Annotated in this window: 11 protein-coding genes and 1 tRNA gene; 7 read left to right on the forward strand and 5 right to left on the reverse strand. The window is 53.1% G+C overall.

Annotation, left to right across the window (positions count from 1 at the left end; translation table 11 throughout):
• Window positions 1-21: 21 nt before the first annotated feature.
• Both ACOQPM_RS17500 and recA read right to left on the reverse strand, forming a co-directional pair.
• Window positions 22-651 carry a regulatory protein RecX gene (locus ACOQPM_RS17500; protein ID WP_420631554.1) on the reverse strand — a complete coding sequence of 210 codons (630 nt, stop codon included), beginning with the start codon at window positions 649-651 and terminating at the stop codon, window positions 22-24.
• Between the two features lie 71 nt (window positions 652-722).
• Window positions 723-1,739: a recombinase RecA gene (recA, locus tag ACOQPM_RS17505; protein ID WP_420631555.1), complete on the reverse strand. Its 1,017-nt coding sequence runs from the start codon at window positions 1,737-1,739 to the stop codon at window positions 723-725.
• Window positions 1,740-1,862: 123 nt separating this feature from the next.
• Between recA and ACOQPM_RS17510 the strand changes: the two genes are divergently transcribed.
• The 3 genes from ACOQPM_RS17510 to ACOQPM_RS17520 are packed head-to-tail and all read left to right on the forward strand — an operon-like array spanning window position 1,863 to window position 4,195.
• Window positions 1,863-2,789 (forward strand): GNAT family N-acetyltransferase, encoded by a 927-nt coding sequence (locus ACOQPM_RS17510; protein ID WP_420631556.1) that lies wholly within the window; start codon window positions 1,863-1,865, stop codon window positions 2,787-2,789.
• A gap of 12 nt (window positions 2,790-2,801) precedes the next feature.
• On the forward strand, window positions 2,802-3,893 hold the full coding sequence (locus ACOQPM_RS17515) for a hypothetical protein (RefSeq protein WP_420631557.1): 1,092 nt from the start codon (window positions 2,802-2,804) through the stop codon (window positions 3,891-3,893).
• Window positions 3,894-3,898: 5 nt separating this feature from the next.
• Window positions 3,899-4,195, forward strand: coding sequence for a 4a-hydroxytetrahydrobiopterin dehydratase (locus ACOQPM_RS17520; RefSeq protein ID WP_420631558.1), 297 nt, complete (start codon window positions 3,899-3,901; stop codon window positions 4,193-4,195).
• 133 nt (window positions 4,196-4,328) lie between these two features.
• Here the strand turns inward: ACOQPM_RS17520 and ACOQPM_RS17525 are convergent.
• Both ACOQPM_RS17525 and ACOQPM_RS17530 read right to left on the reverse strand, forming a co-directional pair.
• A tRNA-Met gene (locus ACOQPM_RS17525) sits at window positions 4,329-4,400 on the reverse strand.
• 82 nt (window positions 4,401-4,482) lie between these two features.
• Window positions 4,483-5,049, reverse strand: a complete 567-nt coding sequence (locus ACOQPM_RS17530; RefSeq protein ID WP_420631559.1) for a helix-hairpin-helix domain-containing protein — start codon at window positions 5,047-5,049, stop codon at window positions 4,483-4,485.
• 99 nt (window positions 5,050-5,148) lie between these two features.
• Between ACOQPM_RS17530 and ACOQPM_RS17535 the strand changes: the two genes are divergently transcribed.
• Window positions 5,149-5,670 (forward strand): gamma carbonic anhydrase family protein, encoded by a 522-nt coding sequence (locus ACOQPM_RS17535; RefSeq protein WP_420631560.1) that lies wholly within the window; start codon window positions 5,149-5,151, stop codon window positions 5,668-5,670.
• Here ACOQPM_RS17535 and hutH read toward each other — a convergent pair.
• The gene (gene hutH / locus ACOQPM_RS17540; protein WP_420631561.1) at window positions 5,660-7,210 is read right to left on the reverse strand and encodes a histidine ammonia-lyase; all 1,551 of its coding nucleotides are present in this window, start codon (window positions 7,208-7,210) and stop codon (window positions 5,660-5,662) included. The genes ACOQPM_RS17535 and hutH overlap by 11 nt on opposite strands.
• 242 nt (window positions 7,211-7,452) lie before the next feature.
• On the opposite strand from hutH, the gene hutU reads away from it, so the two are divergent.
• From hutU to ACOQPM_RS17555, 3 genes are all read left to right on the forward strand, one after another.
• The gene (hutU, locus tag ACOQPM_RS17545; protein ID WP_420631562.1) at window positions 7,453-9,102 is read left to right on the forward strand and encodes a urocanate hydratase; all 1,650 of its coding nucleotides are present in this window, start codon (window positions 7,453-7,455) and stop codon (window positions 9,100-9,102) included.
• Window positions 9,103-9,149: 47 nt separating this feature from the next.
• Window positions 9,150-10,427, forward strand: a complete 1,278-nt coding sequence (gene hutI / locus ACOQPM_RS17550; RefSeq protein WP_420631563.1) for an imidazolonepropionase — start codon at window positions 9,150-9,152, stop codon at window positions 10,425-10,427.
• Between the two features lie 292 nt (window positions 10,428-10,719).
• On the forward strand, window positions 10,720-13,254 hold the full coding sequence (locus ACOQPM_RS17555) for a condensation domain-containing protein (RefSeq protein WP_420631564.1): 2,535 nt from the start codon (window positions 10,720-10,722) through the stop codon (window positions 13,252-13,254).
• Window positions 13,255-13,332 lie beyond the last annotated feature (78 nt).

The raw sequence follows: 13,332 nt of genomic DNA on the forward strand, positions 1-13,332 counted from the left end.
CCGTTTCTTACACTTCCACAATTACTCTTCGTCAGAATGGGTTGCCTGCCAAAGAGCCTCAGTTATTTCTCGCACAATATCGTAGCCAAAGCCGCGTCGCTGTAGAAAACCACCCACTTTTTTGCGAAACTCCGGTTCCGGGAGCGTTTGCCAACGGTAGGCTTTAGGCTCTACCGCTTGTTTGGCAGCGGCAAATTCATCTACTTCAGCGATTGCTTTCTCAATTAGGCTACGTTCAATTCCCTTTTGGCGTAGTTCTTGCTGTAGCGCAATTTTGCTGCGCGGCCTGAATGTTTCCCTTTGTTCTACCCAGTACCGGGCAAAAGCGGCATCATTTAATAATTCTACTGCTTCCAGTCGTTCCAAAACCTGATCTACAACTGGCTCTGGGTACTCTTTCTTGAGTAGGTGGCGGCGCGTTTCGGCGATGCTGCGGGGTCGGTATTCGATGTACCGAATGGCTAACTCTTTGGCTTTTTCAACCTGGTCAGCCCCTTGGAGCTTGTCAATTTCGCCGGGGGACAATGTTTGCCCAATACGCAGGTAAGCGGCCGTAATTTCTGCCAGGCCAAAAGCAAACGCCCCATCAATGAACACATTGATGCGCCTGGGGTTTCGCTTTTGTCGTGTTAACGCCGTGATCTTACCCATTGTCAATCGCAATGTAGACTTCAACTATTCAACTAAAATTTTTAGGAAACAGGCAAAACCAGCCGTCGGGGTTAACTTTCAGACAGCGGTTCTAGGAGAGGCAAGCCAGCTTCTTGACGAATGAGGGATTCTAATTCGGCATAAATCTCGGGGTTTTCTCGCAAAAATTGTTTGGAGTTTTCACGCCCTTGCCCTAGCAGCGTGTCGCCATAGCGGAAGAACGCGCCGCGTTTGGTAAGGACGTCATACTCCACACCGAGATCAACGATACAGCCAGTTTTAGAGATACCTTCATTGTACATGATGTCAAATTCAGCATCGGTAAACGGAGGTGCAACCTTGTTTTTCTTAATCTTCACTCGGGTACGATTTCCCACGACATCGGAGCCAACTTTGATAGCCTGAATACGTCGAATGTCAATGCGAACAGAGGCGTAAAACTTGAGCGCATTGCCACCGCTGGTGGTCTCCGGGCTGCCAAACATGACGCCAATTTTTGAGCGAAGCTGGTTTGTAAAAATAACAACGGTATTTGTTTGCTTAATAACACCAGACAATTTTCGTAATGCTTGCGACATTAAGCGTGCTTGCAATCCTACGTGTGCATCCCCCATTTCGCCCTCAATTTCGGCGCGGGGAACCAATGCTGCTACAGAATCCACGACAACCACGTCCATCGTACCAGAGCGAATGAGCGCTTCTGCAATTTCTAACGCTTGCTCACCAGTATCTGGCTGCGAGACATACAAATTATCTACATCTACTCCACAGCGTTCCGCATAGACTGGGTCTAGCGCGTGTTCCATGTCTATAAATGCACATATTCCGCCGCGCTGCTGCGCTTCAGCGATTATATGCTGACAAACTGTTGTCTTGCCAGATGATTCTGGCCCATAAATTTCGATGACGCGGCCGCGCGGTACACCGCCAACCCCCAAGGCAATATCCAATGCCAGGGCACCAGTAGGGATAGTTTCTACTTGCAAATGCCGGGCTTCACCTAAGCGCATTATGGCACCTTCGCCAAATCGTTTGGTTAGGCTTGCAATGGTGGTTTCTAGGGTTCTGTCTTTTGGCTTGCTGCCCATTTGTTTCCTAAGATTTTCTGCTGAACCCGCCCCAAATTTAACAACAGTTCGAAATGAATAGAGGGTATAATGGAATAAGTCCAGCTTATCAGAAAAAATGATTATGTAGTGTACAATAGCGTTATGGAATTAGCAAACCTTTGGCTGCCAGAGCAAGCACGCATTGATGGGATTCGCAAAGCAGAAAAAAGTGATGCTGAAGCGGTGCACCATCTGTTGAAAACGGCCGTTTACACCCACCTGCATGTTGATTGGTACTTGCCTGGCGACTGGATTGGTTCGCCGGGATTTGTTGTGTTGCCTAAACCAAAAACAAACCAAAATAGCCTCACCGCCAAACTGTTCCAAAGCAGCTCAGACATTGGTGCTTGCCTCATTGCGACACCAGATCCGTTGCCAGCAGCCTGGGTACGTGTTGCGGCGATTGATAAGGCGGAAAATGGTAAGGAAACATTGGCAAATTTGCTGCTAAATGTATTGCCTGTTTTGCGCCAGCAAGGTGTTACGCAGCTCGCCTGGCTCACTGTTGAAGCTTGGCCATCAGAGTGGCTACCGGCGTGGGGATTTTATCGCGATAGTGAAATTGAAACCTATGTAAAAGAGGACCGTACATTGCCCCCGTCGCCAGACGTGCCTAGCTTAACCATTCGGCAAGTGTATTCGACGGATTATGATAGTTTAGCGGCACTGGAGGCTGCTTCCTTTGCCCCGATTTGGCAGCAAAGTGCCAGAGCTTTGGCAGTTGCTCGGCCACAATCGCTAAGTTTTGATGTGGCGTTGCTCGGGGACGAGATTGTTGGCTACCAACTCAGCGCCAGAGCAGAAGCGGGTGCCCATCTGGTGCGCCTTACGGTTCATCCAGAAAAGCAGGGGCTGGGGGTTGGTACTGCCTTGTTGAGACATGCCTTTTCCTATTATTATCGGCGTGGCTTATACAAAGTGTCTCTCAATACACAAGTGGAAAATTACGATTCGCAAAAGTTGTACCAGCGGTTTGGGTTTGTGCCAACGCAGCAACGGCTACCGATTTGGGTTTTGGACATAGCATAGATGACTTCTGATATGAAATTACGTCGCCCAATTTGGTTAGTCATTTTGTTTGTGGTGGCAGTTGGCGTGGGGTTGGGTATGGTTGGCGGGTTGGTGGAACGAACGGCCGTTACTGTGATGGGAACGGCCGTTATGTTTGCCATCTTTGGCGCTTATGAACGTGTCCTTCAGCATAATTACGCTCTAATGAGTGGATTGCTGGCAGGCGGGTTTCTTGGCCTTGTTGTGGGCGGTTTTGGCTATCTGCTTGGGGGCAATGTTACCAACCTGCTGGATGGTACGCTGTTTGGTTTGCTGCGCGGCATCATCGTGGGGGCAGTTGTGGGGGGCATTACGCGGGCACAGCCAGATGAGGACGATCCGTGGCACACCAACATTTTTTTACTTTTGGGATCCTTATTGATTGGGGCGATTTTGGGAGCCAGCGTGGGGTTGATTTCCGGCTTTGTATTGGGTTTGGTCCGCTGGCATGGTTGGGGCGTTTGGGTTGCGATGCCACTTGGGGCCATTGTAGGTGGCTATTTGGGCACGCATTTTCATCGTAAGGTGGGCATTTTTGCTGGTGCGGTAACAGGCGCATTGCTGACTTTGATTAGCAGCTTTGTTGGCGGAGCAGTCGCTGGTGTATCTCTAGGGTTGGTAACTGGGATACTATCCCCCATGCTGCTGATGGGGCTTATTGGCGCAGGCGGGGGCCTTACAAGCCGGGGTGTAAAGGCGATGGTCGTGGAGGCGATTGAGGCTCCCGCCGAGATGTTGCAGCAGGGTGCATTTCCTTTTTTGGCGCCAGCGATTATCGTCGGCATTATTGTGGGAACGGCCGCTGCTGGGGCGGGTGGGCTAATTGCCTTGCCGCTTTGTTTGGCTGTGCTTGGCATTCTTCTAGCAGTGTTTAGTGAAGTAGACGGCCGTGCCACCAGCAATCTTAACGCCCGCACCCTGGTAGAGATGGTGATCTTAGGCGCGGAGGATTTACCTATTATGGCCGTGCCTCGAAAATTAGTTGGCAATGGCAAAACGGCCGTATCTGGCGCACTGTTTGGTTTGGCTATTGGTGGGATTAGTGCTGCCATTGGGGCTTGGCTCATTCAGCAGCTTTTTTAGGAGACATGATGGCACGAAAAAAATTAACCGAGGAAGAAATTCAAAACGCACTGAAATTGTTGCCGGGCTGGCAGGTGCAGGACGGCAAATTGACCAAGCAGTACAAATTTGCCTCATTTGCCCAGGCGTTAGGCTGGATGGTTGCAGTAGGAATTGAAGCCGACAAAATTGATCATCATCCAGAGTGGGCAAACGTATACAATCGCGTTTCGGTTTCTTTGGTGACGCATGATTTGGGCAATGTGATTAGCAGTTGGGACGTTGAGTTGGCAAAAAAGATGGACGAGTTAGCAGGCACTTGATAAGCTCAATTTGGAAAACAACTAGCCTCTCGCAGGTTTGTTCTCAAGTGCAGTTTATGGAGCGAACCTGCGGGAGGTTTATTTACAAGGAAGAAAGAAAAAAAGCACCCGGAATTGGGTGCTTTTTGGTCAGTAGCGGGGGCTGGATTCGAACCAACGACCTCCGGGTTATGAGCCCGACGAGCTGCCTCTGCTCTACCCCGCATCAATGAGATGGGGATTATAGCAATCTAATAAACTTTGTCAAGAAAAGTAGACATAAAAGAAATGCGCTTTAGGAAAAAGATTTAGGCACGCCTCCCACCTTTGAGACTGTCTTGAAGTGCTTCCAGCTTGTCCCACTCACCGGTTGCTGCTAACTGTGCTTGTTCTGGCCAGGTGTCTGGGAAGGCAACGCGAATGCCTGCGTCTTCCCGCACCACTTTCTCTAGGTGCTCAACAGTAGCAGCAGCCAAATCAGCAAAAGTGAGGATGCCTGCTTCGTGCAAAATGCCCTCAATTTTGGGGCCGATGCCTTCAATTTTCTTGAGATTGTCTGGTTCAACGGGTTCAATAATAGGAACGGCCGTACTCCTCACAACGTCTACTGGTTCTGGCTCTTCCACGGGGGTGGGGGCTTCGGCAACGGCCGTTTCTTCATGGTGTGCGTCCCCTGCGTGCGGTTCACTATGTAGCTGCGGCGAATGGTGTTCGTCTTCAGCAGGTGAACCTTGCGGGATGTTTTTGCGATTGAGCCCCCAAATAAAGAGCAGCAACAAAATCACGCCAATCACAATTGGCACCCAAGCCGGAACGCCGACAGGCTCCGTGCCACCTTCTTGCAAAAAAATAGCTGCCAAAAGCAAATTGCTCATAAGTTTCCCTCTTCCCTCAGTCAAAGATAAAATGGATGCCGAATGTTACCTGAGGACACAAGCTGAAACAAGTGAATTTTCAACAAATTGGAGAAAAAGATGATCATCGAGATTAAGGGTGTGCGCCCTCAAATTCACCCCACGGCCTACATTGCCCCCAACGCCATCATCATTGGGGATGTGGTGATTGAAGCCGAAGCAAGCGTCTGGTTTGGGGCGGTGATTCGGGGGGATAGCGGCCGTATTCGCATTGGCCCTCGTACCAGCGTACAAGATAATGTGGTGATTCATGTGAACGGCCGTTCCAACACCATCATCGAGGCAGATGTAACCATTGGGCATGGTGCGGTGCTAGAAGGCTGCCATTTGCACGAGGGGGTGCTAGTGGGGATGAATGCTACTGTGTTGAGCGGTGCGGTGATTGCAACAGGCTCACTGATCGCTGCGGGTTCAGTGGTTGGTGAAAATCGGCACATCCCGCCAAACGTGCTGGTTGCTGGCGTACCTGCCACTGCCAAGCGCGAACTGGATGCGGCAACCCAACAGCGGCTGCGGGAGGCGCCAAAAGCATATGTGAAGTACGGCCGTTCCTACCAAACTGATGCCAAAATTATTGAGTAACAGCCGCTTCCACGGCACGCTTAATGTCTCCCTCATGGACAAGCTGGCGCACGGCTTCGATGAGGGGTGCCATGTAACAATCTTCGGCGATGAAAGGGACGTGCTGGCGAATTAGCTCGTAAGCAATGTGAGTGCCTGCCCCCAACGCGCCTTCGCCGTAGCTGCGCCGGAAATCAACCCCCTGTGCGGCGGCCAGCAGCTCGATGGCCACCACCGTTTCTGTGTGCGTCATGATCATCTCGGCTTGGCGAACGGCCGTTGCCCCCATACTCACATGATCTTCAACATTGGCACTGCTGGGAATCGTATCGGCGCTGGCCGGGTGTGCCAGCACCTTATTTTCGGAGGCCAACGCCGCCGCCGAGTAGTGGGCAATCATGAAGCCACTTTCGAGGCCACCATTTTCCGTTAAAAACATGGGCAGCACGCCGCCGTTGCTGTTTGCATCTACCAGTTGGGCGATGCGCCGCTCGCTCATGTTCCCAATTTCTGTTAAGGCCAGCTTTAGATAATCCATCGCCAGAGCAATTGGTTCCCCATGAAAATTCCCTGCAGAGATGACTTCGATCTTGTTTTCATCCTGCTCGTCCACAAAGATAAGCGGATTGTCGTTAACTGAATTGAGTTCGATTTCTAGCACCCATTGGGCGTAGGCCACGGAGTCACGCACAGCGCCATGCACCTGGGGCACGCAGCGTAACGTGTACGGATCTTGCACGTTTTTGGAGCTTTTGGGGCGCAAAAGCTGGCTACCAGCCAAGACCCGGCGCAAAAATGTGGCACACTCAATTTGCCGGGGATGCGGCCGTAGCTGGTGAACGCGCGCATCATAGGCGTGGTCTGTGCCGCGTAGGGCCTCTAGCGTCAGGGCTGCAGCAATATCGGCGGTGAGTGCCAGGTTAATTGCCCGACGAACTACAAGTGCCCCCAAACCAACCATAAAGGCCGTGCCGTTGAGCAGGGCCAATCCTTCTTTCGCTTCCAGCTCAATCGGTTCAAGGTTAGCCGCGGCCATTGCTTCGCCACCCGGCATTAACGCGTCGTTGAAAAACGCTTCCCCTTCGCCAATGAGCGGTAAAGCCAAATGTGCCAGCGGTGCCAGATCGCCGCTGGCACCCAGGGAGCCTTGAGCCGGCACGCGAGGGTGTACGCCGGCGTTGAGCATCTCTAGCAATCGCTGAATCACAATGGGGCGGACGCCTGAGTAGCCCTGGGCAAGCGTGTTGGCGCGCGCCAGCAGCATAGCGCGTACCTGTTCCTCTAACAGGGCAGGGCCAGTGCCAGCGGCGTGGGAGCGCACCAAGTTAAGCTGGAGTAATAAACTTTCATCGGCGCTGATGAATTTGTCTTTGAAACGGCCGAATCCCGTCGTAATGCCGTACGCAACCTGCCCCTCACGCACCAGCTTTTCTACTGCTTGGCGCGAGCGATTCACTTGGGGGAGAACGGCCGTATCCAACTCCACCTCTCGCCCTCGCCGTGCCACGTCCACCACATCATCTATCTTTAAACCCTGTCCAGAAATTATTAGCGGTTCCATAAATTAGCCTCAACAAAAGAATCACGAATGAGCCGAATAAACAAATAGTTCGTGCTATTTGTGTTTGAATGATCCTCCGGGAGGTTTCGCTACCTCCCGGAGGTTGAATGAAACAAAGTGCTTTTCGCCAATCATACAGTCGGGAAAAATATAGACAACCACAAAAACGTTGGGCAACTTTGCAAAGTTGCCCTACATTAGGTTCAGAACGGCACTTCATAATTCATAATTGGAGGCAATTAATGACACGAAAAATTCAGGCTCCACGCGGTACGACTCTCAACTGCAAAAACTGGCTCATCGAAGCCCCGTACCGCATGTTGCAAAACAACCTTGATCCACTTGTTGCTGGCGATTCGGAAAACCTGATTGTGTATGGCGGACGGGGCAAAGCCGCCCGTAACTGGCAAGCCTTCGACGCTATCCTGGAATCTTTGCGCCAATTAGAGCCAGACGAAACGCTGCTGGTGCAAAGCGGCAAGCCCGTTGCCGTCTTCCGCACCCACACAGACGCGCCGCGTGTGCTTATTGCCAACTCCAACATCGTGCCCCATTGGGCCACCCAGGCCAACTTTGACAAGTGGGAAGCCGAGGGGCTAATGATGTACGGCCAGATGACGGCCGGAAGCTGGATTTACATTGGCACGCAGGGCATCTTGCAAGGCACGTTTGAAACATTTGCCGCCGCTGCCCGCAAGGCTGGCTGGCCATCGCTCAAGGGCAAATGGGTGCTTACCGCTGGCTTGGGCGAGATGGGCGGGGCGCAGCCGCTGGCCGTGACGATGAATGAGGGGGTTGGCCTCTTTGTGGAAGTGGATCAGTGGCGGGCCGAACGCCGCCTCAGCTTACGCCAAGTAGATGTGATTACTGATAATTTGGAAGAGGCGATGACCTGGGTGGAGGAGGCGATTCAAAGCGAAACGCCCAAATCAATCTGCCTGGTGGCTAACGCCGCCGAGGTGTTGCCAGAGCTGGTAACGCGCGGCGTGGTGCCAGATATGGTCACGGACCAAACCTCGGCGCATGATCCTTTGTATGGCTACATTCCGGCGGGGATGGGTATGGAGGAAGCGGCCGTTCTCCGCCAAAATGATCCAACTGAATACCAAAAACGGAGCATTGACTCCATGACCCGGCACGTGCAGGCCATGCTGGATTGGCAAAAGCAGGGTAGCATCGTCTTTGATTACGGTAACAATATTCGCCAGCAAGCATATAATAACGGGCTAGAGAATGCGTTTGATTATCCAGGATTTGTGCCAGCGTACATACGGCCGCTCTTCTGCGAAGGAAAAGGGCCATTCCGCTGGGTGGCTCTCTCCGGCGATCCCAATGATATTTATGCCACTGACGAAGCGATTTTGGAGCTATTTCCCGAAGACGCACATTTGGCGCGCTGGATAAAAATGGCGCAGGAGCAGGTAGAGTTCCAGGGTTTGCCTGCTCGCATTTGCTGGCTGGGCTACGGCGAGCGTGCCAAAGCGGGACTGAAGTTTAACGAACTGGTCGCTAGCGGCAAGGTGAGTGCCCCCATTGTGATTGGCCGGGATCACCTTGATTCTGGCTCGGTGGCTAGCCCCAACCGAGAAACCGAGGGGATGAAGGATGGCTCTGACGCTATTGCCGACTGGCCGATTTTGAACGCGCTCATCAACGCCGTGAGTGGCGCCACCTGGGTAAGTTACCATCACGGCGGCGGCGTGGGGATTGGTTACAGTCTGCACGCCGGGCAAGCGATTGTGGCCGACGGCACGCCAGAAGCGGCCGCTCGGCTGGAGCGTGTGCTGACGGTTGATCCAGGTATGGGTGTGGTGCGTCATGTGGATGCTGGTTACGAACGAGCGGTAGAGGTGGCCAAAGAGCGCGGCGTGAAAATCCCCATGCTAGATTGATGCGTAGGGGCAGGTCTCAGACCTGCCCCTACCATGCGGATATTACCATGATAATTGAAGCAGATTTACTCATTCACAGTGCGGCGCAGGTAGTGACTTGTGCTAGCGATGTGCCGAAACGCGGCGTGGCGATGCAGGACGTGGGGGTGATTTTAGACGAGGCGGTGGTGGTGAAGGACGGCCGTATCCTCAACATCGGCCCCACCAAAAGCATCCGGCAGCAATATTCAGCGTCGCAAACAGTTGATGCTAGCGGCAAGGTGATTTGCCCCGGCTTTGTAGACCCGCACACGCATGTGGTCTACGCGGGCGATCGGCTAGGCGAGTTTGAGCAGCGCATCCGCGGCGCCACCTATTTGGAGATTATGGCGGCGGGCGGGGGCATTGTTAGCACCATGCGGGCTACGCGGAATGCCTCAGTAGACGAATTGGCGGAAGCGACGCTACCCCGACTGGCCCAAATGCTGCGTTTGGGTACCACCACCGCCGAAGTGAAAACGGGCTATGGTCTTGATTTGGACAGCGAGCTAAAGATGCTGGAGGCGATTGCCGTGCTGGATTTGGCTCAACCAATTGATCTAGTCCCCACGTTTATGCCTGCCCATGCCATCCCGCCGGAATTTAATGGCCGTTCCGATGCTTACGTAGATTGGGTAGTGAACGAGATGATTCCGGCTGCCGCTGCATGGTACAAGGGTAGTCACTTTCTAGTGGATGGGCGACCTCTATTTTGTGATGTTTTCTGTGAGCAAAACGCTTTCAATTTAGCGCAATCCCGCCAGGTGCTAGAAGCTGGATTGGCACATGGACTGCCGCCCAAAATTCATGCCGATGAGTTCACGTCGCTGGGTGGGGTGGGGCTGGCGGTTGAGTTGGGAGCCACTTCTGTAGACCATTTGGATGTGACATCGCCGGAGGATGGTGCGCGATTAGCTGATTCTGATGCGGTGGGGATTGTGCTGCCCGCCGTAAACTTTAATTTGGGTAGCCATGATTTTGCCGATGCGCGTGCGCTGATTGATGCGGGTACGGCCGTTGCCCTTTCCACCGACATCAATCCGGGTTCTGCACCCTGCCCCTCGCAGCCGCTGGTGATGGCCATTGCCACCCGCTACCAGCGGCTGCTGCCTGCCGAAGCGATGAATGCCGTCACCATCAACGCTGCGTTCGGCGTGGGGCTGGGTGACAAAGTTGGTTCGCTGGCAGTGGGCAAGCAGGCAGATTTGCTGCTGCTCAACTGTACTGATTATCGTCAGTTGGCCTACCAATTTGGTGGCAATTTGATAGACGCTGTGGTGAAGAACGGCCGTCTCCTTTCCCTTTAGATTTTGGCAGCGAATTTTCACGAATTGTGAGCGTTCAGGTGACAGTCACTTTCTTCCAGAGGTGATGGCAAAATCCAAACTGTGTTTAAGTGACTGTCACCTGTGTGATAAATGTCATACCAAAATCGTGACATATTTCACCATCCCTTGGACAGTCATCATTTTCGTAAGCTTGACAACCCTATGATCGTAACAACGGTTTGACCGATACTTTTTCCTAAATTTAATTGGTCATCTTGCTTGGGGAGTTTGCCGTGCTTTTTTTGCTCCCCAGCACCATCGTGGGGTTGTCATGCAAGCGGGTACAGCAGTAGCGTCCGACGCCATTGCGGAGTCCAACTTAACTGATTTGCAGCGTCTTTACTGGATTGGCCACCAGCTACGGCCGTCTGCCACCCACTTCAACAATGCTTTTTCCTTCACCTTTCGCACACCCATTTGCCCAAATTTATTTACCCAGGCGTTTGCAACGGCCGTTTGCGAATATGAAGTGCTGCGGTCTGTCTTTGTGGAAGTAGCTGGTGAGGGGCAACAGCAACTCTTGCCCGAACCGCCCACCCAACTTCGGCTGGTTGATTTGTCGGAGGAGCCAGACCCGGTGGCTGCGGCACAAAGATGGCAGGCGGAGCGGGTGCAACGGCCGTTTACCCTCACTAAATGCCTTTATGACACCGCCTTGCTCAAGCTGGCAGACGATCATTTTGTCTGGTTCCTCAACCAGCACCACCTCATCACAGACGCCACCTCATTTTTTTTGATAGCTGAGACAGTGCTGACGCATTATGAAGCGTTGGGGCAGAGCAAGCTACCATTGCCTGCTAGCAAACCAACGTTTGCGCGATATGCGGCACTGTTGCAGAGGCAGCAGCAGGGCAGTCGAGCCGAAGCCTCGCGTGCGTTTTGGCAGGCGTTAGTGGCTCAGAAACCGGAACCGCTCTGTTTTTACGGCCGTTCCCTTCATAAGAGCAGCCAAAATAATGTGCGCTGGACGCAAAATCTAGGCGCAGACAAAACAGCCCGGCTGATCGCTGCCGCCGAGGCGGTGGATTTAGGGACGGTAACCTCTGAATTTCGCCAATTTTGCCTGACGGCGGCACTCTTTTTTGCCCTGCTGCACCAGATGACGCGCCAAACTGAGCTGGGTTTTGTAACTACCATTCATAACCGTGCCACCCAAGTAAACAAGCAAACAGTGGGTGTGCTGATGGAATTGGTTCCGTTGCTGGTTGTCATCACTCCAGATGAAACAATCCCCTCGCTCATGCAAAAGGTGGCGGCAGCCATGAAGCCATTGCTGCTCCATTATCGCCATGGCGCTAGTCAGGCGACGGTTGATTTGGGGTTGGAGGCGATGTTTACCTTTGTGCAACGGCCGTCTCTCACCTTTGCGGGTCAGCCAGTTGCCCATGAAATTATTCATCACAACACGGGTAGCGAAGCGGTGGCACTGCACGTGCATCATCTCGCAGATGACAACAGCTACCAACTTTATCTCGATTTGCATGAGGATATTTTTACTGAGCTTCAAATTGCCCATGCCCAACAAAGTTTGCAGGCGCTCATCTCGAGGATGCTAAGCAATCCCCAAGAAGCTATTAGCCAATCTGCCTTGCCTTGGCCTACGGATGAAGCGGTGTTGGCAAACGGCCGTTCCCAACCCAATTTTGTTCCCCCCGCCACCTTAAGCGAAGGTGTACTTCAGCAAATTTGGCAAGATATTCTGAATCAGGCTCCGATTGGCATTCACGATGATTTTTTCGCTCTGGGGGGCAGTTCTTGGCAAGCAATGGCCTTTTTGAGCCGATTCGAGGAAGAAACGGGGCACTATTTGCCTTTCTCCGCGCTGCTTTCTGGCCGCACAATTGCTGAACTGGCGCAGCAAATTGACCGGGCGGCACACGCCCAAAACGTGATTCAGCTTCAGCAAGGCGATCCAACAAAACGGCCGATTTTTTTGCTGCCAGGAGCGGCGGGCAACACGCTGGCTATCCAGCGGCTGGCAGATCATTTGTCGCCGCAGCAGCCTGTGTACACTTTCGAGATGCCTACCCTGGATTCGAACCAGCTACCCGCCGCCCACGTACCGGCATTAGCCACCTATTATTTGCAAGCGATTCAGTCGGTTCAGCCAGCAGGGCCTTACCATTTGGGCGGCTATTCGGCCGGTGGGATTTTAGCTTACGAGGTAGCACAACAGCTCCAAGCGCAGGGCGAGATTGTGGCAACATTGGCCGTTATTGACATGCCTGCGCCCAATCCGGCCTGGGCAGTTTGGTGGCAGCTTTGCCATTTTTTGGCACGGCTCATGCGCTTGTCCGCCACCCGCGAAGAGGCGATTTATCTGTTTGGGCGAGATTGCTGGAGTCGGGCAACCTATTTTTGGGTGCGTGGCTTGCGGGATTGGCTGGGGCGGTACGGCCGTCGCGCGCAACGGTTTTGGCAAATGCTCAGGCAACAGAAGTGGGCGAGCTTGCGGCGGAAACTCGCTCGCCGTCACCCTGCGAGGACGAGTAAGCCCAATGCAGTTTTGCGCGATATGGATCCATCATCACTGGCCCACCCGCGTGCCCGTGCCCTGTTCCATTTGTATGACCGCGCCGCCCGCAGCTATTTGCCGCAACCTTACGATGGCTCGCTGTTGTTGCTGCGCTGTCCGTTGGGATACGGCCGTAAAGAAATCCGCTCACCTTACCCAGATTACGGCTGGGAGAAATTGGCATCTTGTGTGGAAACACAGGTTATTCAGGCCAATGGCCACTTGGCACTCATGCAGGAACCTGCCGTGAGTCAAGTCGGCCAGCAAATTCAGAGAGCACTGAAGAAATGAAACCAACCAACTTCCCGCAGGTTTGTCCTCGAACATCGTTGGCGGATGGAACCCTGCGGGAGGCTTATTTACAAGGGA

Source organism: Candidatus Leptofilum sp., from assembly GCF_965223525.1.
Lineage (GTDB): Bacteria > Chloroflexota > Anaerolineae > Promineifilales > Promineifilaceae > Leptofilum.

What these genes read in the sequence shown, in the direction of transcription:
- ACOQPM_RS17500 (WP_420631554.1), bottom strand. Translation starts at nt 651, where the DNA reads ATGGGTAAGATCACGGCGTTAACACGACAAAAGCGAAACCCCAGGCGC.
- recA (WP_420631555.1), bottom strand. Translation starts at nt 1,739, where the DNA reads ATGGGCAGCAAGCCAAAAGACAGAACCCTAGAAACCACCATTGCAAGC.
- ACOQPM_RS17510 (WP_420631556.1), top strand. Translation starts at nt 1,863, where the DNA reads ATGGAATTAGCAAACCTTTGGCTGCCAGAGCAAGCACGCATTGATGGG.
- ACOQPM_RS17515 (WP_420631557.1), top strand. Translation starts at nt 2,802, where the DNA reads ATGAAATTACGTCGCCCAATTTGGTTAGTCATTTTGTTTGTGGTGGCA.
- ACOQPM_RS17520 (WP_420631558.1), top strand. Translation starts at nt 3,899, where the DNA reads ATGATGGCACGAAAAAAATTAACCGAGGAAGAAATTCAAAACGCACTG.
- ACOQPM_RS17530 (WP_420631559.1), bottom strand. Translation starts at nt 5,049, where the DNA reads ATGAGCAATTTGCTTTTGGCAGCTATTTTTTTGCAAGAAGGTGGCACG.
- ACOQPM_RS17535 (WP_420631560.1), top strand. Translation starts at nt 5,149, where the DNA reads ATGATCATCGAGATTAAGGGTGTGCGCCCTCAAATTCACCCCACGGCC.
- hutH (WP_420631561.1), bottom strand. Translation starts at nt 7,210, where the DNA reads ATGGAACCGCTAATAATTTCTGGACAGGGTTTAAAGATAGATGATGTG.
- hutU (WP_420631562.1), top strand. Translation starts at nt 7,453, where the DNA reads ATGACACGAAAAATTCAGGCTCCACGCGGTACGACTCTCAACTGCAAA.
- hutI (WP_420631563.1), top strand. Translation starts at nt 9,150, where the DNA reads ATGATAATTGAAGCAGATTTACTCATTCACAGTGCGGCGCAGGTAGTG.
- ACOQPM_RS17555 (WP_420631564.1), top strand. Translation starts at nt 10,720, where the DNA reads ATGCAAGCGGGTACAGCAGTAGCGTCCGACGCCATTGCGGAGTCCAAC.